The sequence below is a fragment of the Microbispora sp. H11081 genome (assembly GCF_012999535.1).
Lineage (GTDB): Bacteria > Actinomycetota > Actinomycetes > Streptosporangiales > Streptosporangiaceae > Microbispora.
Window position 1 is genome coordinate 12967 of record NZ_JABBWV010000014.1, and the last position, 19773, is coordinate 32739.

General features: G+C 72.5%; 21 protein-coding genes. 10 read left to right on the forward strand and 11 right to left on the reverse strand.

Annotated features, from left to right (window positions below; all coding sequences use genetic code 11):
• Window positions 1-25 precede the first annotated feature (25 nt).
• From HHX31_RS27075 to hypE, 4 genes are read left to right on the forward strand one after another with little or no spacing between them, the layout of a single operon-like run.
• The gene (locus HHX31_RS27075) at window positions 26-427 is read left to right on the forward strand and encodes a hydrogenase maturation nickel metallochaperone HypA (protein WP_169951473.1); all 402 of its coding nucleotides are present in this window, start codon (window positions 26-28) and stop codon (window positions 425-427) included.
• Window positions 428-431: 4 nt separating this feature from the next.
• The gene (locus HHX31_RS27080; protein WP_311932260.1) at window positions 432-680 is read left to right on the forward strand and encodes a HypC/HybG/HupF family hydrogenase formation chaperone; all 249 of its coding nucleotides are present in this window, start codon (window positions 432-434) and stop codon (window positions 678-680) included.
• Window positions 681-686: 6 nt separating this feature from the next.
• Entirely contained in the window at window positions 687-1811 is a 1125-nt protein-coding gene (hypD, locus tag HHX31_RS27085) for a hydrogenase formation protein HypD (RefSeq protein WP_169951477.1), read from the forward strand.
• Window positions 1808-2890, forward strand: coding sequence for a hydrogenase expression/formation protein HypE (gene hypE, locus HHX31_RS27090; RefSeq protein WP_311932261.1), 1083 nt, complete (start codon window positions 1808-1810; stop codon window positions 2888-2890). The genes hypD and hypE overlap by 4 nt, the downstream gene beginning before the upstream one ends.
• Before the next feature lie 14 nt (window positions 2891-2904).
• Here hypE and hypF read toward each other — a convergent pair whose 3' ends face one another.
• From hypF to HHX31_RS27110, 4 genes are read right to left on the reverse strand one after another with little or no spacing between them, the layout of a single operon-like run.
• The gene (gene hypF, locus HHX31_RS27095) at window positions 2905-5178 is read right to left on the reverse strand and encodes a carbamoyltransferase HypF (RefSeq protein ID WP_311932262.1); all 2274 of its coding nucleotides are present in this window, start codon (window positions 5176-5178) and stop codon (window positions 2905-2907) included.
• Window positions 5179-5190: 12 nt separating this feature from the next.
• A complete protein-coding gene (locus HHX31_RS27100; RefSeq protein ID WP_169951479.1) occupies window positions 5191-5517 on the reverse strand; it encodes an STAS domain-containing protein in 327 nt (108 codons plus the stop codon).
• Window positions 5489-6541 (reverse strand): B12-binding domain-containing protein, encoded by a 1053-nt coding sequence (locus HHX31_RS27105; RefSeq protein ID WP_169951481.1) that lies wholly within the window; start codon window positions 6539-6541, stop codon window positions 5489-5491. Before HHX31_RS27105 ends, HHX31_RS27100 begins: the two co-directional genes overlap by 29 nt.
• On the reverse strand, window positions 6538-8052 hold the full coding sequence (locus HHX31_RS27110; RefSeq protein WP_169951739.1) for a SpoIIE family protein phosphatase: 1515 nt from the start codon (window positions 8050-8052) through the stop codon (window positions 6538-6540). The genes HHX31_RS27105 and HHX31_RS27110 overlap by 4 nt, the downstream gene beginning before the upstream one ends.
• Before the next feature lie 181 nt (window positions 8053-8233).
• Here HHX31_RS27110 and HHX31_RS27115 point away from each other — a divergent pair, with 181 nt between their 5' ends.
• Window positions 8234-9217, forward strand: a complete 984-nt coding sequence (locus HHX31_RS27115) for a sulfite exporter TauE/SafE family protein (protein WP_311932264.1) — start codon at window positions 8234-8236, stop codon at window positions 9215-9217.
• 30 nt (window positions 9218-9247) lie between these two features.
• Complete coding sequence (locus HHX31_RS27120) at window positions 9248-10036, forward strand: aminotransferase class IV (protein WP_169951483.1); 789 nt, start codon at window positions 9248-9250, stop codon at window positions 10034-10036.
• Between the two features lie 6 nt (window positions 10037-10042).
• Here HHX31_RS27120 and HHX31_RS27125 read toward each other — a convergent pair whose 3' ends face one another.
• Together HHX31_RS27125 and HHX31_RS27130 are read right to left on the reverse strand one after the other, a co-directional pair.
• Window positions 10043-11011 carry an LLM class F420-dependent oxidoreductase gene (locus HHX31_RS27125; protein ID WP_169951485.1) on the reverse strand — a complete coding sequence of 323 codons (969 nt, stop codon included), beginning with the start codon at window positions 11009-11011 and terminating at the stop codon, window positions 10043-10045.
• Between the two features lie 28 nt (window positions 11012-11039).
• The gene (locus HHX31_RS27130) at window positions 11040-12137 is read right to left on the reverse strand and encodes an NADH:flavin oxidoreductase/NADH oxidase (RefSeq protein WP_169951486.1); all 1098 of its coding nucleotides are present in this window, start codon (window positions 12135-12137) and stop codon (window positions 11040-11042) included.
• 207 nt (window positions 12138-12344) lie between these two features.
• Between HHX31_RS27130 and HHX31_RS27135 the strand changes: the two genes are divergently transcribed.
• Window positions 12345-12509: a hypothetical protein gene (locus tag HHX31_RS27135; protein ID WP_169951488.1), complete on the forward strand. Its 165-nt coding sequence runs from the start codon at window positions 12345-12347 to the stop codon at window positions 12507-12509.
• Between the two features lie 39 nt (window positions 12510-12548).
• Complete coding sequence (locus HHX31_RS27140) at window positions 12549-13610, forward strand: sulfite oxidase (protein ID WP_169951490.1); 1062 nt, start codon at window positions 12549-12551, stop codon at window positions 13608-13610.
• 39 nt (window positions 13611-13649) lie between these two features.
• On the opposite strand, the gene HHX31_RS27145 is transcribed toward HHX31_RS27140, so the two are convergent.
• A complete protein-coding gene (locus HHX31_RS27145; RefSeq protein ID WP_169951492.1) occupies window positions 13650-14639 on the reverse strand; it encodes a zinc-binding dehydrogenase in 990 nt (329 codons plus the stop codon).
• Between the two features lie 149 nt (window positions 14640-14788).
• On the opposite strand from HHX31_RS27145, the gene HHX31_RS27150 reads away from it, so the two are divergent.
• A complete protein-coding gene (locus HHX31_RS27150) occupies window positions 14789-15064 on the forward strand; it encodes an isoamylase early set domain-containing protein (RefSeq protein WP_169951494.1) in 276 nt (91 codons plus the stop codon).
• A 52-nt stretch (window positions 15065-15116) separates the two neighbouring features.
• Complete coding sequence (locus HHX31_RS27155; protein WP_169951495.1) at window positions 15117-16298, forward strand: zinc-dependent alcohol dehydrogenase; 1182 nt, start codon at window positions 15117-15119, stop codon at window positions 16296-16298.
• Between the two features lie 31 nt (window positions 16299-16329).
• On the opposite strand, the gene HHX31_RS27160 is transcribed toward HHX31_RS27155, so the two are convergent.
• Genes HHX31_RS27160 through HHX31_RS27175 form a run of 4 tightly spaced genes read right to left on the reverse strand, consistent with a single transcriptional unit; the run spans window position 16330 to window position 19734 of the window.
• On the reverse strand, window positions 16330-17157 hold the full coding sequence (locus HHX31_RS27160; RefSeq protein WP_169951497.1) for a metal ABC transporter permease: 828 nt from the start codon (window positions 17155-17157) through the stop codon (window positions 16330-16332).
• On the reverse strand, window positions 17154-18038 hold the full coding sequence (locus tag HHX31_RS27165; RefSeq protein WP_169951499.1) for a metal ABC transporter permease: 885 nt from the start codon (window positions 18036-18038) through the stop codon (window positions 17154-17156). Before HHX31_RS27165 ends, HHX31_RS27160 begins: the two co-directional genes overlap by 4 nt.
• Complete coding sequence (locus HHX31_RS27170; protein ID WP_169951501.1) at window positions 18035-18796, reverse strand: metal ABC transporter ATP-binding protein; 762 nt, start codon at window positions 18794-18796, stop codon at window positions 18035-18037. The genes HHX31_RS27165 and HHX31_RS27170 overlap by 4 nt, the downstream gene beginning before the upstream one ends.
• Complete coding sequence (locus HHX31_RS27175) at window positions 18793-19734, reverse strand: metal ABC transporter substrate-binding protein (protein ID WP_311932265.1); 942 nt, start codon at window positions 19732-19734, stop codon at window positions 18793-18795. Before HHX31_RS27175 ends, HHX31_RS27170 begins: the two co-directional genes overlap by 4 nt.
• Between the last annotated feature and the right edge of the window lie 39 nt (window positions 19735-19773).

Here is a 19773-nt window from a genome sequence, read left to right on the forward strand (position 1 = left end):
TGCGGATCAGAAGGATGTGACCCCGATGCACGAGTTCGGGATCGCCGAGGCGGTGGTGGAGACCGTCACTCTGCGGGCACGCGGCAGAAGGGTGCGCCGGGCCCGGGTGCGCGTCGGCGCCCTGCTGCGCATCGTCCCCGCGACCCTGGACCAGGCCTTCTGCCTGGCCGCCACCGGTACGGTCGCGGAGGGGGCGACGCTCGACCTGGTCGTCGAGCCCGCCCGGCTCGTCTGCCGGCGGTGCGGGCACTCCGCGCTGAGCACGGACCCGCTCACGATCTGCGGACTGTGCGGGGGGATCGACGTCGACGCGGAGGGCGGGGACAGCCTCGTCCTCGAGTCCGTCCAGTTCGACCCCGAGGCCACCTTCGAAACCATCCCCGAGCGCACCGTGGAGGTGTCCCGTGTGCCTGGGCATTCCCGGTGAGATCGTGGAGCTCCCGCCGGACCGGAGCGGCCTCGCCAAGGTCGACGTGAGCGGGGTGCGGCGGGCCGTGCACATCGGCCTGCTCGACGACCAGCCCCTGGGACCCGGCGACTGGGTCCTGATCCACGTCGGTTTCGCGCTGGCGAAGATCGACGAGGCCGAGGCCCGCGCCGCGCTGGCGTTCCTCGAAGGCGTCGGCAAGGCGTACGAGGACGAACTGGCCGCACTGCGGGACTCACCGGCGGAGGGGTGAGCGGCGATGCGGTTCGTCGACGAGTACCGGGACGCGGACAAGGCGCGGGCGCTGTCCGCCAGGATCGCGAGCCTGTGCGAGCCCGGCCGGGCGTACCAGTTCATGGAGGTGTGCGGCGGCCACACCCACACGATCTACAAGCACGGGCTGGAGGACTACCTGCCGGAGACGGTCACGATGGTGCACGGCCCCGGCTGCCCGGTCTGCGTGATCCCGATGGGCCGTGTGGACGACGCGATCCGGATCGCGGAGGAGCCGGACGTGATCATGACGTCGTTCGGCGACATGACGCGCGTGCCCGGCGGGCGCGGATCGTTCCTGGACGCCGCCGCCCGGGGCGCCGACATCCGCATGGTCTACTCACCGCTGGACGCCCTCAAGATCGCCCGCGCCAACCCCGACCGCCGGGTCGTCTTCATGGCCATCGGGTTCGAGACCACCGCGCCGTCGACCGCCATGACCGTGCTGCGTGCGGCGGCCGAGGACGTGCGCAACTTCTCGGTCTTCTGCAACCACGTGAGGGTCATCCCCGCGATCCAGGCCATCCTGGACTCGCCCGGCCTGCGTCTCGACGGTTTCATCGGGCCCGGCCACGTGTCCACGGTCATCGGCTGCCGACCGTACGAGTTCATCGCCGGGGAGTACGGCAAACCGCTGGTGGTGGCGGGCTTCGAGCCGCTGGACATCCTCCAGTCGGTCTACATGCTGCTGCTCCAACTCGCCGAGGGCCGATCTGAGGTCGAGAACCAGTACGCCAGGGTCGTGCCGTGGGCGGGCAACGCCAGGGCCCTGCGGGCGATCGGCGAGGTGATGGAGCCGCGGCCGTCCTTCGAGTGGCGCGGGCTCGGGTTCATCGCCCACTCCGCCCTGCGGATCAGGGAGAAGTACGCGGCCTACGACGCGGAGCGCCTGTTCGCGGTCCCCGGCGTCCGGGTGGCCGACCCCAAGGCGTGCCAGTGCGGCGAGGTGCTCAAGGGCGTGCTCAAGCCGTGGGAGTGCAAGGTCTTCGGCACGGCCTGCACGCCGGAGACCCCGATCGGCACCTGCATGGTGTCGTCCGAGGGCGCCTGCGCGGCCTACTACAACTTCGGCCGCTTCTCGCGGCAGCGGGTGAGGGAGGCGACCCGGTGACCGAGACGGCCCGCGAGCGGCAGGTGCTCGACCGCGTCGACCGCGCCCGGCAGCGGAAGGCCCGCCTCCGCGAGGAGCACGTCACGATGGCCCACGGCGCCGGCGGCAAGGCGACCCAGACCCTGATCGAGGCCGTCTTCCTCGACGCGTTCCGCAACCCGCTGCTGGAGCCGCTGGAGGACGCCGCGGTGTTCGGCGCCGGCGGCGCCCGGCTCGCGTTCACCACCGACTCCTACGTGGTCTCCCCTCTGTTCTTCCCCGGCGGCGACATCGGCGACCTCGCCGTCAACGGCACGGTCAACGACCTGTCGGTGTGCGGGGCGCGTCCGTTGCACCTGTCGGCCGCCTTCGTACTCGAGGAGGGCTTCCCCATCGAGGACCTGCGGCGGATCAGCGCGTCGATGGCGCGGGCCGCCGCGTCGGCGGGGGTGTCGATCGTCACCGGGGACACCAAGGTGGTGCAGCGCGGCAAGGCCGACGGCTGCTACGTCACCACCGCGGGCGTGGGCCTGCTGGAGCACGACGCTCGTCTCGGCGTCGCGCACGTCCGTCCCGGCGACGCCGTCCTCGTGTCCGGCCCGATCGGCGATCACGGCGTCACGGTCATGCTGGCCAGGGGCGAGCTCGGCATCGAGGCCGACGTGACCTCGGACACCGCTCCGCTGAACGGTCTCGTCGCGGTCCTGCGGGCCGCCGTGGGCAACGGGGTGCGGTGCCTGCGGGACGCGACCAGGGGCGGCGTCGCGACGATACTCAACGAGATCGCCGGTGCCTCTGGCGTCGCCGTCGTGGTCGAGGAGGACGCGGTGCCCGTACGGCCCGCCGTACGCGGAGCCTGCGAGCTGCTGGGCATCGACCCGCTCTACGTCGCCTGCGAGGGCCGGATGGTCGCGGTCGTGGACGGGGACGCGGCCGAGTCCGCGCTGGCCGCCCTGCGGAGCCATCCGCTCGGCGAGGGCGCCGCGATCATCGGCCGCGCCGGAGCCGATCCCCCTGGCCTGGTGCTGCTCAAGACCGCCTTCGGCGGCACCCGGATCATCGACGTGCTGGTCGGCGACCCGCTCCCACGGATCTGCTGACCGTACGGCTGAGGTCACGCGTGGTCGCGGGCCGCGGCGACGGCGGCCTGGCCCAGGCTGACGCCGCCGTCGTTCGGGGGGACGCGGTGGTGGGTGAGCACCGTGAAACCGCGCTCCTCCAGCAGGGTCACGGCCCGACCGAGCAGCAGCAGGTTCTGGAACACGCCGCCGGACAACGCGACCGTGGACAGGCCGCGGGCCTCCCTGATCAGGGCGCAGCCGTCGGCGACGACGCGGGCCACGGCGTTATGGAAGCGCGCGGCGACGACGTCACGCGGCACACCGGCCCTCAGGTCGTCGGCGACCGCGCGGACCAGTGCCGCGCCCGGCACGGTGAACCGCGTGCCCGCGAGATCGAGGCCGCAGGCGTACGCGTCGTCCACGGCGGGGTCGGCCAGTTGCTCGAACTCGACGGCCGCCTGGCCCTCATAGGTGATCGCGTCGCGGACGCCCGCGACCGCCGCCACCGCGTCGAACAGACGGCCCATGCTGGAGGTGGGAGGCGCGTTCCCGCCCCGGCGGGCCAGCGCGACGACGGCCGCCCACTGCCCGGCGTTGCGCCGTACGACGTCCAGGTCCTCCGGGACGTCACCTTCGTAGGCGAGATCGAGATAGGCCGCCGCCATGCGCCAGGGCTGCCGGATCGCGGTCACGCCGCCGGGCATCGGCACCGGGACGAGGTGGCCCGCGCGCTCGAACCCGGCCAGGCCGGCCACGAGGAACTCGCCGCCCCACAGGGTGCCGTCCAGGCCGTACCCGAGGCCGTCGAAGGCCACCCCCGCGACCGGCCCCGCCACCCCGTTGTCGGCCAGGCACGACGCGACGTGGGCGTGGTGGTGCTGCACGCCGACGAGGTCCGCGTCCTGGTCGAGGGCCCACTTCGTGGACAGGTATTCGGGGTGCAGGTCGTGCGCGACCACCCCCGGCGTGATGTCGAACAGCCGCCTGAAGTGCTCCACCCCCTCCGTGAACGACCTCAGGGTCTCGTAGTTCCCCAGGTCGCCGATGTGGTGGGAGACGAACGCGCGGTCCTCCTTGACCAGGCAGAACGTGTGCTTCAGCTCGGCGCCGCAGGCGAGCACGGGCCGGGGGGCCGCCCTGGCGAGCGCCAGCGGACGCGGCACGTATCCCCGCGACCGCCTGATCGGCAGGTCGCGGCCCCGGAAGACCCGTACGACCGAGTCGTCCGTGCGGACGTGGATCGGGCGGTCGTGGGTGAGGAAGGCGTCGGCGATGCCACCGAGCCGTTCCAGGGCGTCCTCGTCGCGGTAGGCGATCGGCTCGTCCGACACGTTGCCGCTGGTCAGCACGATGGGCCGGCCCAGCTCCCGGAGCAGCAGGTGGTGCAGCGGGGTGTAGGGCAGCAGCACCCCCAGCCACCGGTTGCCCGGCGCGACTGACGGCGCGACGGGCGCGTCCGGCAGCCGCCGCAGCAGCACGACGGGACGGGCGGGCCCGGTCAGCAGGCGCTCCTCCGCCGGGTCCACCTCGCACAGCCGCCGCGCCTCGTCCAGGTCGCCCGCCATCACCGCGAACGGTTTGTCCTCGCGGTGCTTGCGCGCCCGCAGCGCCGCCACGGCGGGCTCGTGCGCGGCGAGCGCCGCCAGGTGGTAGCCGCCGAGCCCCTTGACCGCCAGCACCCCGCCCGCCCGCAGCAGCCGTACGGCCCGCCGCAGCGGGTCGCCTGTTCCCGGGGGACCGGTGCCACCGGGACCGGTGAACCCCAGCCGGGGCCCGCAGGCGGCGCAGCACACGGGCTGGGCGTGGAAGCGCCGGTCGGCGGGGTCGTGGTACTCCCCGGCGCAGTCCGCGCACATCAGGAAGCCGGCCATCGTCGTGTTCGCCCGGTCGTACGGCACGTCACGGACGATGGTGAAGCGCGGCCCGCAGTCCGTGCAGTTGGTGAAGGCGTAGCCGTGCCTGCGGTCGGCGGGGTCGGTCACCTCGCGCAGGCAGGCGTCACAGGTCGCCACGTCCGGCGAGACGAGCGCGCGACGGCCCTCCCCGGCCGCGCTCGGCGCGATCACGAAGGTCCTGCGGCCGGTGACCGGCGCCGGGCCCGTGCTGATCCGTTCGATCGTCGCCAGCGGGGGCGGGTCGCCGGCCAGCGCGGCGAGGAACTCCTCGACCGGTGCGCCGCCGCCCTCGACCACGATGAAGACCCCGCGCTCGTCGTTGCCGACGATCCCGGCGAGACCGAGTCGCGTGGCGAGGCCGTGCACGTAGGGCCGGAAGCCGACCCCCTGCACGACGCCCTCGACCCGGACGGCGACGGCACGCCTGCTCACCAGGCCATTGTCTCAGCGAGGCAGGTCGAGGACGTCGTCGAGGGCGATGACTTCGAGCAGGTGACGCAGGTAGGGGGTGACCGCGGTGATCCGGAAGGCGACCCCGCGTTCCCCCGCCCCCGTGTAGGCGTTCATCAGTACGGCCATGCCGGAGGAGTCGACGAACTCCAGCCCGGACAGGTCGAGTTCGAGCAGGCGCAGGTCCTCGGCGAGCGCCTTCGCGACGGCGGCGGACGCCTCGTCCACCATGCTGTAATCGAGCTCACCGATCATCACCAGGCGTACCGCGCCGGGCTCAGGGACGAGCGCCTCAACCTGAAAAGGGGGCGTGTCCTGCATCAAAAGCTCGTCTCTGTTGTCGAGCCGCGCTGCACATCTGTGCCGCGGCGACGCCCTCGCTCAGCAGTGCCTGGGCGCGAGGGCAGTCATTCAGTACATCACGGAAAACGCTCAGCGCGAGCACCACGAATTCCGCGGGCACCTTCCTGGCCAGCAGCACGCCGCAGGTCCAGGTGACGTAATCGGTGAACAGCGAAGCGTCGTGGACGTACATGGCCGCGATCAGGTAGTCGGCGATATAACCGAGATCATCGTCGTGGCCGCCCTCCGGGGTGTGCGCCTCCTTAAGCGTGGCCGCGACGCGGGACACCAACTCGGCCCGGTGCCGGGTCAGGTACACGTACTCCTCGCCGCCCACGCGGGCAGCGCCCTCACGAGCGGAGGGAAAGGACGGCAGCCCGGAGGCGAGCCGGTCGGCCGCCGCGTCGGCGGTGGGCGCCCACGCGTCCGCGCCGAGCAGGCGGGCGTAGCGGCCGTCGGCGCCGAACCCGGCCCCACCGGCCAGCACGGGCACGCCCACGGCCTGGCAGGCCGCGATGAGGGCGTGGGCGCGGGGCAGCCGGGTCGCGAGTGTGCAGCCGAGCGCGACCACGTCGGGACCCTCCCGGTGCAGGTACGTGATCAGCTGCGGGCCCGGCACGCTCGCGCCGAGGAAGTCGGCGTGCCATCCCCGCAGGCGCAGCACCTCCGTCACGATGTGGGCGGGCAGCGCGTGATACTCGCCGTCGGCGCAGGCGACGACCACCCTGCCGCGGGACGGCGCGGGACGGACGTGGGCGCCGACGGCGGCCACCGCCCGCTCGCTGACCTTGGTGGCGCCGTGCTCGCGCGCCACCGGCCACTCGTCCGACTCCCACAGCTCGCCCACCCTGCGCTGGCTCGTCGCGATGACCCTCAGCAGCACGTCCTCGGCGGGGACGCCCTCGTCGAGCAGGCTCACGACCAGGCCGACCGCGCCCTCCTCGTCGGCCCGGCCGATCAGCTCCAGGTAGCGCCGGGCGGCGGCCGGCAGGTCCGGAATCATCGCGACGCCCCTCTCCCCGCCCGTACGGCGAGCAGCGCGCGGTCGTCCTGCTGCCCGCCCCGCAACCAGTCGGTGCTGAGCTGCTCCAGCCGCTCCACCAGCGCGTCCACCGGCATGACCGCGCAACTCGCCAGCGCCCGCCTCAGCCGCTCCTCGCCGAACATCTCCCGGCCGCTCGGGCCGCCGAACGCCTCGGTGATCCCGTCGCTGTACAGCAGGCACGTCTCGCCGGGCGCCAGGTCGACGGTGGCGGGCCACAGGCTGATCTTCTGCAGCGCGCCGAGGAGCGAACCTCTGACCGCGACCTCCTCGACCGTGCCGTCCCGGCGCAGGACCAGCGGCGGCGGGTGCCCGGCGACGGCCAGGTCCACCTGCACGTGGCCGCCGGGGGCGGTCCGCAGCGCCGCGAGGATCAGCGTGACGTACGAGTGCGGCGACGGGGACGCGAGCAGCGACCGGTTGAGCAGTTCGAGCAGCCGCTCGGGCCTGCTCTCCATCAGCAGCAGCGTGCGCAGGCTGTGGCGGACCTGACCGGCCAGGACCGCCGCGCGGGCGCCCTTGCCGCAGACGTCGCCCAGGATCACCAGCGGAGGCCGCTCCACCGGCCCGCTCTCGGGCAGGTAGACGTCGTAGAAGTCGCCGCCGATGGCGCCCGCCTGCTGCGAGGCCCGCAGCCGGCCGGCCAGCCGCATGCCCTCGATCTCGGGCAGGTCGGGCGGCAGCAGGTCACCGGTCAGTATGCCGTTGACCGTGCTCTGGTCACGGAACAGGCAGGCCGCCGAGATCGCGGCGCCGGCCCGGGTCGCGAGGTCGTACGCCATCCCCTGGTCATCCTCGTCGAACGACGGCCGCCCGGCGCGGCGGGCGAGCACGAGCGCCCCCGCCGACACGCTGTTACCGGGCAGCGGGAGCACCAGCAGGTGGCCGACCGGGCCGAACCCCTCAGGCAGGAGCCAGTCCGGTGTGCCGCCCGGGTCCTGCCGTCCCGCGACGTCCTCCCGCAGGCCGGCGAGCGCGTCGGTCAGGCCGGGCACCTCCGCCGCCGCGGCGGCGGGCACGGCGCCCTCGTCCGGGCCGGACCTGCCCGGCACGACGCGGATCCACTCGATCCGGCGGCCGGAGGCAGGCGGCAGGAAGACGACCGCCGCGTCGCACAGGAATCGGGTGCCCAGCTCCGCCGCGGCCCTGGCGCACCGGTGCGGGTTGAGCGACGCCGCCAGGCGGCGCGCGGCCTCCAGCAGGAACTCGGTGCGCCGGGACGTCTCCGCCGTCAGATACCAGGCGATCCGGCCTTCGCCCAGCTCCTCCGCGCGGACCTGGATCTGCCTGCCGTCGTGGGTCACGACCCGGGCCTCGGGGGCGGACAGCACGGAGTCGAGCGGGGCGGGCAGGGGCAGGCCCGGCTCAAGTCGTGGCGCCAGGCGGACCGCCGCCGGGTTGGCCAGCGTCACGACACCGTCGGCGTCGCACACCACGACGCCCTCACGGCTGTGTTCGAGCAGCGCCGCCATGAGGCCGGGAGATACGGCCCTGTGGCACGGGTCCGCGGAGCCCGTGGCCCACTTCACCCGTGCGTTCCCGTCATGGCCGCCACTCCAGATCGTCGATTCGCCTCCAGCCTACGTGCGGCATTGGCGCGATCTCGCCGCCCCGGGGTATCCGTATTTCCGATGGGTTTGGTAGGATTATTGGGTGGATTTCGACTACACCATGGCGATCGGCTCCTTCCTGGTCGCCGTCGTCGTCGGCCTGACCGGGATGGGCGGGGGCGCGCTGATGACGCCCATGCTCGTGACGTTCTTCGGCGTACCACCCCTCGCCGCCGTCTCCAGCGACCTCGTCGCCGCCGCCGTGATGAAACCGGTCGGAAGCGTCGTGCACCTGCGCCGGGGGACGGTCAACCTGCGGCTCGTCGCCTGGCTGTGCGCCGGCTCGGTCCCCGCCGCGTTCTGCGGCGTGCTCATCGCCCGCGCCCTCGGCGACGGCGAGGGCGTGCAGGACGTGATCCAGAAGGGCCTCGGCATCGCGCTGCTCATCGCGGCGGCGGGCCTGGCCGTACGCGGCTACCTCGCGATGCGCGACCGCGCCGAGGGCCGCACCCCCGCCACCGGCCGGCGCACCGCCGCCCCCGGCGAGCCGGCCGCGACCGACATTCCCACCGTCACCGTACGGCCGCTGCCGACCGCGCTGGTGGGAGCCGTCGGCGGGCTGGTCGTCGGCATCACCTCGGTCGGCTCGGGCTCGCTGATCATCGTGGCGCTGCTCGCGCTCTACCCCGCGCTGAAGGCCAACCAGCTCGTCGGGACCGACCTGGTCCAGGCCGTGCCGCTGGTCATGTCGGCCGCGGTCGGCCACCTGATGTTCGGCGAGTTCACCCTGTCGGTCACCGTCGCGCTGCTGGCCGGCTCCATCCCGGGCGTCTACCTCGGCTCCCGGATCTCCTCGCGCGCCCCCGGCGGGCTGATCCGCCGCGCCCTGGCGTTCGTGCTGCTCGCCTCGGCGCTGAAGATGTTCGGACTCGGCAACGCCGAGACCGTCTGGATCCTCGTCGCCGCGCTGCTGCTCGCCCCGGCCTTCTGGATGGTCCTGCGCGTACGGTGCGGCCTGCCCGCGCTTCCCTGGCGTACGCCCGCGGACGGCGCGGACCGCCGGGAGGTGCCCGCCGATACCGTGTGATCGTTACCGTCTGATCGTTACCGTGTGATCATGGCGTTCTCCTCCGCTCCACGCATCGAGATCGACGGCCGCCCGCCCACGGTCGAGCAGCTGAGCCACCCCGCCCTGGTCAACTACGGGCACTTCACCGCCATGCAGGTCAGAGGGTTCGCGACCCGCGGCCTCGCCCTCCACCTGGAGCGGCTCGACGCCGCGGGCCGGGAGCTGTTCTCCACCGGCCTCGACGGCGATCTCGTCCGCCACCGCATCCGGCACGCGCTGGGCGACGACACCCCCGACGCGTCGGTCCGCGTCGTCGTCCACCGCCCCGACGACGACGCCGCGCCGTCCGTCATGGTCGTCGTACGGCCGCCGGTCCCCGCGCCGGAACGACCGGTCGGCCTGAAGTCCGTGCCCTACCAGCGGCCGGTCGCGCACATCAAGCACGTCGGAGGTTTCGGGCAGATCCACTACGGCACGCTGGCCAGGCGCGAGGGGTTCGACGACGCGCTGCTCACCGGACCGGGGGGCGTGATCTCCGAGTGCGGCATCGCGAACGTCGCGTTCTTCGACGGGTCACGGGTGATCTGGCCCGACGCGCCCTGCCTGCACGGCATCACGATGCGGCTGCTGGAGCCCCTGCTGACCGCCGCCGGGCTCCCGTCCCACCGGGCGCCGGTGCGGCTGGCCGACCTGCCGTCCTTCCGGTCCGCGATGGTCACCAACTCGCACGGAGTGGCCCCCGTCGACAGGGTGGACGACCTCGCCCTGCCCGTCGACGCCGCGTTCGCCGCCGCCGTGAGGGAGATCTACGAGTCCGTCCCCCTGGACGTGATCTGAGCCGTTCTACGACAGGTCGCGGAGCGCGGGCAGGAGCTCCTTCTCCGACCACTCGAAGAACTCCCGCTGGCGCTCCCGCCCGACCTGCACGAGCGCGAGGTGGGTGAAACCGGCGTCGGTGTACTGCCGCACGGCCTCGACCACGGCGTCCACGTCCGCGCCGCAGGGCACCTTCTCCGCCACGTCCTGCGGCCGTACGGTCTCGGTCGCGGCGGCGAAGTTGACCGGCGCGGGCAGCTCCGCCATGACCTTCCAGCCGGCCACCGACCAGCGCCACATGCGGTGCGCGCGCTCGATCGCGGCGTCCCTGTCCGGGTCGTAGCAGACGGCGAGCTGGCCGTAGACGGGCTTGCCCTCGCCGCCTGACGCGGCGAACTTCTCCACCAGCGACCCGTCGGGGTCGGTCGCCACGAGGCCGTCGCCCAGTTCGGCGGCGATGTCGACGGACTGCTCGCCCGACGCGGCCACCGCGATGGGCACCGGCCGCTCCGGCAGGTCGAACAGCCGGGCGGAGTCGATGTCGAAGTACTCGCCGCGATAGTTGCGGTAACCGCCCTGGAAGAGCTCCTTGATGACCTCGATGGCCTCGCGGAACATCTCGTGCCGGGTGTTGACCGGCGGCCAGCCGTGCCCGACCACGTGCTCGTTGAGGTTCTCGCCTGCGCCCACGCCGAGGGTGAACCTGCCGTCGCTGAGCACGCCCATCGTGGCCGCCTTCTGCGCCACCACCGCGGGGTGGTACCGCATGATCGGGCAGGTCACGTACGTCATCAGCGGCAGCCGTTCCGTGGCCTGCGCCGCCGCGCCCAGCACCGACCACGCGTACGGGGAGTGCCCCATCTCCTCCAGCCACGGGAAGTAGTGGTCGGAGATGACGGCGTAGTCGAAACCGATCCTCTCGGCCGCGACCGCGTCCTCCACCAGTTCCTTCGCGGGCGTCTGCTCGCACATGAGGGTGAAACCGATCTCTGCCATACGGCCACCCCTACCCACGTGCGGGCGTTCAGACCGCCCGGTGGTACTGGTCGGGCCAGCGCCCGGCCACTCCAAGCTCACGCGCCGCCCTGTTCGGCCAGTAAGGGTCGCGCAGCAGCTCACGGCCGAGCATCACCGCGTCGGCCTGCCCTGAGGCGACGATCTCCGCCGCCTGGCGCGGCTCGGTGATGAGGCCGACGGCCGACGCCCGCAGGTCGGTCTCCGCCTTCACCCGGGCCGCGAACGGCACCTGGTATCCCGGCTCCGCGGAGATCCGGGCCTTCGGCGCGTTGCCGCCCGACGAGACGTCGAGCAGGTCCACCCCGTGGACGAGCAGTTCCTTGGCCAGCCGCACGGTGTCGTCGGCCGTCCAGCCCTCTCGCGGGTCCTCGGGGTTCTCGCTCAGCCAGTCGGTGGCCGAGATCCGGAAGAACACCGGCAGCTCGTCGGGCCACTCGGCGCGTACCGCGTCGACCACCTCGAGCGCGAAGCGGGCGCGGTTGGCGAACGACCCGCCGTACCCGTCGGTGCGCCGGTTGCTGAACGGCGACAGAAACTCGTTGATCAGGTAGCCGTGTGCGCCGTGGATCTCCACCACCTGGAAGCCGGCCGCGAGCGCGCGGCGGGCGGCCGCGGCGAAGTCGGCCACCACCTGCCGGATGTCCGCCTCGCTCAGCTCGTCCGGCACCGGGTGGCCCGCGTCGAACGGGACCGGGCTGGGCGCGACCGGCTGCCAGCCGTGGTCGTCGGGGCCGAGCGGCCCTCCGCCCCGCCAGGTGCGGTCGACGGACGCCTTGCGGCCCGCGTGCGCGAGCTGGATGCCGGGCACCGCGCCGTGGTCGGCGAGGAACCGGGTGATACGGCGGAAGCCCTCTTGCTGGCGCTCGTTCCACAGCCCGAGGTCGGCGGGGCTGATCCGGCCCTCGGGGGACACTGCGGTGGCCTCGACGAGGATCAGACCGGCTCCGCCGACGGCCCGGGACCCGAGGTGGGTCAGATGCCAGTCGGTGGGCACGCCCTGCCCGGGACCTTCGACCGCCGCGCTGTACTGACACATCGGGGCCATCCAGACGCGGTTGGGAATGGTCAGGCTCCGCAGGGTCAGGGGTTCGAACAACGCGCTCACGCCGCGCTCCTCTCGTCGGTACGGGGCGGTGACAGGTCGGTGATAGTACGCGGGTCTACCTGAGGACCGCGTAAAACGACCTCCCCGCACGGCGGGGACACGGGACGCCGTGACTGTCCAAGGCAACTTGACCAGTTACGCCCTTTTGCCATATATTTGTAACTGTCTAAGAAAAAGAGGACAGTTACACCGACGACCTGGACGGCAATGATGTTCTACGACTACTCCCTGGCCACGGAGCGGATCACCGAGTTGCACCGCGAGGCGGACAACGCACGAGTCGCCGGCCGCCTGGTCGCGGCCAGGCGCTGGTCGCGTCTCGCGTCCTGGGCGCAGCGTCATGCCCGGAGAGCGAGCCACGACCTGGGCTGACGGGCCACTCGCCGCGTCGGCCCGGAAGGGAATGGGCCGATGCGCACGACACCCGGCGGCATCCGCGCGGCGGTGGTGAAGCCGACGACCGCCGACCTCATGGAGGACGCGGGCACGGGCCTCGACTACGGCACCAGGCCCGACCGCCTGCCCGGCCTGCTCACTCCCACCGACCGCCACTTCGTCCGCAACCACGCCCCGACCCCCTGTCTCGACGCGAGAACCTGGACGCTGCGCGTCGAGGGCGGCGGCGTACGCCGGACCGTCCACTACACGTACGAGGACCTGTGGCGCCGCTTCCCCCTCGTGTCCGTCGTACGGACCCTGGAGTGCGCGGGCAACAGACGCGCCTTCTTCGGCGCGGAGCACGGCCGCCGCTTCGGCGGAGTGCAGTGGGGCCGCGGCGCGATCGGCACCGCCGAGTGGACCGGGATCCCGCTGCGCGACCTGCTCGAACCCGCGGGCCTCACGGACGCCGCCTTCGAGGTGATGCCCGAAGGGCTCGACGAGGTGCGCGGACGACGCCCGATGCCCCTCGCGAAGGCACTGGCGCCCGACACCCTGCTCGCGCTCGCCATGAACGGCGAGATCCTGCCGCCCGACCACGGCTTCCCCGCCCGCGTGATCGTCTCCGGCTGGCTCGGCGCGGCCAGCGTCAAGTGGGTGGGCCGCATCGAGGTGTCCGACCGGCCGCTGCGCGTGCCGTGGAACACCGACGACTACGTGCTCGTCACCGCCGGCCATCCTGCCGTGCCCATCACCTCCACGCCGGTCGCGAGCCTGGTCGAACTGCCCTGGCCCGCGCGTCTCGAGCCCGGCCCGCAACTGATCCACGGCCGCGCGTACGCGGGTGAGGACCGCGTCGCGGCCGTCGCCTGCCGGATCGACGACGGCCCCTGGCAGCCGGCCACCCTCGAAGGACCGGACCTGCCCGGCGTGTGGACCCGCTGGCGGTTCCCCTGGGACCCCACCCCCGGCGCGCATGTCCTGCGGGTGCGGGCCACCGACGAGCACGGCCGCTCCCAGCCGGACGCCACCGCCTGGAACGACCTCGGCTACTGCCACAACTCGGTGCTCCCCCACCCCGTCCTGGTCGCCTGATCACTCGCCGAGCTGCTCACCAAACTGAGCCTGACGGGCTCAGGGGACGAGGACGACCTTCCCTGTAGTCGCGCGGTGCTCCAGCGCGGTGTGCGCGGCGGCGGCGTCCTTGAGCGGGAAGCTCCGCACCAGCGGGGCCAGCTCGCCCGATCCCGCCGCCGCCAGTGCCCGCTCCTCCAGGCCCCGCAGGCCGCCCGGCCGCTTCAGCACCCGCGGGCCGACCGCCACCGCCGCGGTGATGCCCCGGGCGTACAGGTCCTCCGAGGTGAGCGCGGTCGGGCCGCCCCGCGCGTCCGCCCAGCCGAACAGCACGATCCTGCCGCCGACGCCGAGCAACTCCAGCGTCTGCCGCCCGAGGTCCCCGCCGACGCCGTCGAGCGCCAGCGTGACCTCCCGGTCGCCGAGAAGCGCCCGCACCTCGTCGGGCCAGCCCTGGGCGGTGTAGTCCACGGCGTGGTGCGCGCCCAGCGCCCGCACCCGGCTCAGCTTCGCCGCGCCGCCGGCGAGCCCGACTACGGTGGCGCCGGCCCGCAACGCCGCCTGCACGAGCAGGTTGCCGACGCCTCCGGCCGCCGCCGTGACCAGCGCGACGTCGTCCGCCCGGATCTCCGCGACGTCGAGGATGCCCATCGTGGTCCGGCCCGTGCCGATCATCGCCACGGCCTCCGCGTAGCCCAGGCCGTGCGGGATCTCGTGGATCGCCTGCGCGTCCCGTACGGCCAGTTCGGCGTAGCCGCCGGGAGCCATGCCGAGATGGGTCACCACCCGCCTGCCGACCAGCCCGGGATCGGCTCCGGGACCGACGGCGTCGACGACCCCGGCGACCTCCCTGCCGGGGATCGTGGGGAGATCGGGGACGGGGATCGGGCCGCCCCCGTAGTCCCCGGCCCGCAACACGGTGTCGACCAGGTGCACCCCGGCCGCCCGTACGGCCACGCGGACCTGGCCGGGCCCCGGCTCGGGATCCTCGACCTCCTCGTAGACGAGATTCTCGGCGGGACCGAAGGCGTGCAGTCGAATGGCGTACATGTGTCCGTTATAGATCTTCGGCAAGCCCGCCCACATCGGACCTTCGGCCTAGGTCGCGTACACCACTACCGGAAATGGCCGTGAATATTGTGTTACCTCCTGCGTGTACTGGTTTCTTCCTTTAGGCGCGATACGCAAGGCTATGCGGCATGCTCAAGCGCACCCGGCTGTTCGGGCAGAAGACCCGTGTCACCTTCGCCCTGCCCGTCGACGAGCCCACGGGGGCGGTCAGCGTGGTCGGCGACTTCAACGACTGGCTGCCCGGCCGCCACGAACTACTGCGGCGCAGGAACGGCACCCGCACCGTGTCGGTGATCCTTCCGCCCGGCGCGCACCGGTTCCGCTACCTCGCGACCGGCGGTGTCTGGTTCGATGACGACGGCGCCGACCACGTGGACGAGCAGGGCGGCATCCTGCACCTCTGATCCGGACAGAGGGGCCCGTTTCTCCCGCCGGGGGCGGGGCAGACGGGGAACCATGAAGGCAGTTACCTGGCACGGCAAACGCGACGTACGGGTGGACGAGGTGCCCGACCCGGCCATCAAGGAACCCACCGACGCGATCATCCGAGTCACCACGAGCGCGATCTGCGGGTCCGACCTGCACCTCTACGAGGTGCTCGGCCCGTTCATCAGCGAGGGCGACATCCTCGGCCACGAACCAATGGGCATCGTCGAGGAGGTCGGTGCGGCGGTCACCCACATCAAGCCCGGCGACCGGGTGGTGGTCCCGTTCAACATCTCGTGCGGCCACTGCTACATGTGCGACCACGAGTTGTACGCCCAGTGCGAGACCACCCAGGTCCGCGAGTACGACACGGGCGCCGCCCTGTTCGGCTACACCAAGCTGTACGGCGAGGTGCCCGGCGGCCAGGCGGAGTACCTGCGCGTCCCCCAGGCGCAGTTCGGGCCGATCAAGGTGCCGGACGGGCCGCCTGACGAGAGGTTCGTCTACCTCTCCGACGTGCTGCCCACCTCCTGGCAGGCCGTCGAGTGGGCCGAGGTGCCCGACGGCGGCAGCGTCACCGTCTTCGGTCTGGGCCCGATCGGGCAGATGTCGGCCCGCATCGCGCGCCACCGGGGCTACCGGGTCATCGGCGTGGACATCGTCCCCGAGCGCCTGGAGATGGCCCGCAGGCACGGCATCGAGGTGCTCGACGGCGCCGAGATCGACGACGTGCCCGAGGCGGTCCGCTCGATGACCGGAGGCCGGGGCACCGACTCGGTCATCGACGCCGTGGGCATGGAGGCGCACGGCTACACCGTCGGCAAGTTCGCCCAGACGGTCACCGGGATGCTGCCCGACAAGGCCGCCGCCGCCATGATGACCCGCGCCGGCCTCGACCGGCTCGCCGCCCTGCAGGACGCCATCGAGACCGTGCGCCGTGGCGGCACGATCTCCATCAGCGGCGTCTACGGCGGGATGACCGATCCCCTGCCCATGCTGCGGATGTTCGACAAGGGCATCGCGCTGAGGATGGGCCAGGCCCACGTCAAGCGGTGGGTGGACGACATCATGCCGCTCCTGACCGGCGACGGCGATCCCCTGGGAGTCGAGGACCTGGCGACCCACCGCCTGCCGCTCGACCAGGCCCCGCACGGCTACGAGATCTTCCAGAAGAAGGAGGACGGCGCGATCAAGGTCCTGCTCAAGCCCTGACGATCTGGCCCTGAAGATCAAGCCCTGAAGATCAAGCCCTGACGGCCGCGGCCCGCCCGATCCTGCCGCGTACGGCGGTGCCGAGGAAGGCCGCCCCGAACACCAGGCCGACGAACAGGGCGATGGAGGCCCCGGTCGCGACGTTCCACTGCGTGGAGACCCACACGCCCGCCAGCGCGCAGCCGACCCCGATGGCCGCGGCGGCGGGAAACAACGCCGCCAGCCTGTCCGTGAGCAGCCGGGCGGTCGCGGCCGGGCCCACGATCAGCGCCACGGCGAGGATCGTGCCCAGCGCGGGCACGGTGGCGACGACGGTCACCTCGACGACCGCCAGCAGGGCGAAGTCCAGCAGCAGGATGGGCAGTCCGAGCGCCGCCGCCCCCACCGGGTCGAACGCCGCGAGCAGCAGTTCCTTGCCGACGAGGGCGAGCAGGAGCAGCACCCCCACGGTGACGGCGGCGGTCACCACCAGGTCACTCACACCGACGGCCAGGATGTCCCCCACCGTGTACGCCGCCAGGTCCTTGCTGAAGCCGTCCTGGGACGACACGAGCACCACACCGAGCGCGAAGCCGCCCGACAGCGCGATGCCGGTGGCCGTGCCGAAGTCCTGCCCGCGGCCCCGGCCGAACAGGAGGACCGCGGCGACCACCAGCAGCCCGAACAGCCCGCCGCCGAGGTAGAGGTTCACCCCGAGCAGGGCCGCGACGACGATGCCGGGAAACGTCGCGTGGGTGAGGGCCATCGTGAAGAACGGCAGCCGCCGCGCGACCACGAACACCCCGACCACCCCGCCGAGCACGCCGACGAGGACGGCCTCGACCATGGCCCGGTGGACGGAGGAGTCGAACCAGCTCACGCCGCCACCTCCAGTGCGGCCCGGCGGCGGGCCCGGCTCAGCGCGGCCCTTCTGCGTACGGTCCCGGCGGCGTAGGCCACGCCGTACAGCGCGACCAGGGCGAGCACCACGGTCGCGCCGGAGGCGAGCCGCAGGTCGTACTCCACCGACGCCTGGTAGCTCACGACGAGGCCGAGCCATCCGCCGGCCGCGCCGACGAGGCAGGCGAGCGGCACGATGACCGCGAGCCGGTCCGACAGGTTCCTGGCCGCCGCGGCCGGCACGATGAGCAGCGCGATCACGAGGATCGTGCCCACCGCCCGCACGGCGGCCACGACGACCAGCGCGACCGCGATGTTCACGACGAGGTCGAGCAGGCCCACGCGCACGCCGGCCGCGCGGGCGCCCTCGGGGTCGAAGGCGCGCAGCAGCAGCGGCCGGCGCAGCACCGCCAGCAACGCCACGACCACGACCGTCACGACGGCGGTCTGGACGAGTTGCTCCTCGCTGACCGTGAGCACCCGCCCGAACAGGAACGCCGTGAGGTCGGAGGTGAAGCCCGTCTGCCGCGACACCAGCACGACGCCGACCGCGAACAGCGTGGTCAGCAGCATCGCGAGCGCGGCGTCCTCGCTCACCCTGCGGCGGTGCGTAAGCAGCGTGAGCAGGACGGCCGTGACGACCCCCGCGGCCAGCGCCCCCCAGAAGATGCCGTCGTCCCCGGCCATGAGATGGCCGATGACCACACCGGGGAAGACGGTGTGGGTGAGGGTGTCGCTGACGAAGGCGAGCCTGCGCAGCAGCACCAGCACGCCGACCGTGCCCGCGAGCACGCCGAGAATGACCAGTTCGACCAGCGCCCGCGCCATGAAGGGCAGGTGGAACGGCTCGAAGAGGATCATGTCTGGGTCACGATCACCCGGTCGCCGCGCAGTTCGAGTGCGTGCCCGCCGTACGTCGCGCGCAGCCGCTCGGGGGTCAGCACGTCGCCGGTCGGCCCGAAGCCGAACTGGTGCCGGTTGAGCAGGCACACCTCGTCGCAGGCGAGATGCGCGATGGCGAGGTCGTGGGTGCTGACGACGACGGAGGCGCCCTGCTCCTTCAGCGAGCCGATCGCCTCAAGCAGCGCGTGCTGGCTGACCGCGTCCACGCCGTTGAACGGCTCGTCGAGCAGCAGCATCCGGGGCTTGGCGGCGATGGCGCGGGCCAGCAGCACGCGCTGGCGCTGGCCGCCCGACAGCGTGCCGAACCGGTCGCGGGCCCGTCCGGCCAGCCCGACCCGCTCCAGGGCCTCGGCGGTCTCGGCCCGGTCGGCGGCGGAGGGGCGGCGCAGCCAGCCGATCCGCCGGTAGCGGCCCATCATCACCACCTGCTCGACCGACACGGGGAAGTCGGGATCGAGCGTGTCGGCCTGCGGTACGTAGGCGACGTCGCGGCGGGCCTGCGCCGGGGGCCTGCCCAGCACCTCGATCCGGCCGCGCACCACAGGCACCAGGCCGAGCAACGCCTTGATCAGCGTCGACTTGCCCGCGCCGTTCGGGCCGATCAGCGCGACGGCTTCGCCCTCGTGGACGACGCCGTCCAGTTCCTCCAGGACCGGGACGTCGCCGTAGGCCACACTCGCCCGGTCGAGCACCAGGGTGGGTGCGCGCTCGCTCATGCCGGGTTCCCTCTCAACGCGCCGACGATGGTGTCGGTATTGTGCTCCAGCATCTGGAGGTAGGTCGCACCGGCCGAGCCCTCGGGGCCGAGCGAGTCGCCGTACAGCGCGTCCTCGCCGGCCACGACCGTCACCCCGGCCTCGCGGCCGATCGCCTCCGCCGTCTTCGGCGGCAGCGACGCCTCCGAGAAGATGGCCGCCACCCCGGTCGACTTGATCTTGGTGACGAGATCGGACACCTGCTTGGCGGACAGTTCGGCGGAGGTGTCGAAGCTCGGGATGATCGATCCGACGAACGTCAGCTTGTAACGGTCGAGGTAGTAGCCGAAGGCGTCGTGGTTGGTCACGAGCTTGCGCCGGTCCACGGGGATCGACTCGATCTTCCTCGCGATCTCGGCGTCGAGCGCGTCCAGCTTCTCGTCGTACGCCACCCGGTTGGCCTGGTAGGCCGCGGTGTCGCCCGGATCGGCGGCGGCGAAGGCTATCTCGATCGTGGCGGCCATCGTCTTCACGTTGAGCGGGTTGTGCCAGATGTGCGGATCGCCGTCCTGGATCTGCACGCCCTTGGACGCGTCGACGACCGTGCCGCCGAACCCGGCGGCCTCGATCGTCTCGTCCAGCCACTTCTCCAGGCCCACGCCGTTCTTGACGAGCACGTCGGCCTCGCCGATGGCCCGCATGTCGGCCGGGGACGGCTCGTAGTCGTGGGGATCGACGTTCGGCTTCAGCAACTGGTGCACCGTGACCCGGTCACCGCCGACGTTACGGGCGAAGTCGGCCACCTGGGTGGTGGTCGCCACCACCTTCAACGGCTGCTCCGGGTCGGCTGAAGCGGAAGACCGCTGTTCGCCGCCGCAGGCGGCCGCGAACAGCACGGTCAGCATGACCAGCACGGGCAGGGCGACGGACGAGCGCGCACGGGCAAGCGGCGAGAGCACGACGGCTCCTCAAAGTCGGCGTATCACGGGAAACATCCC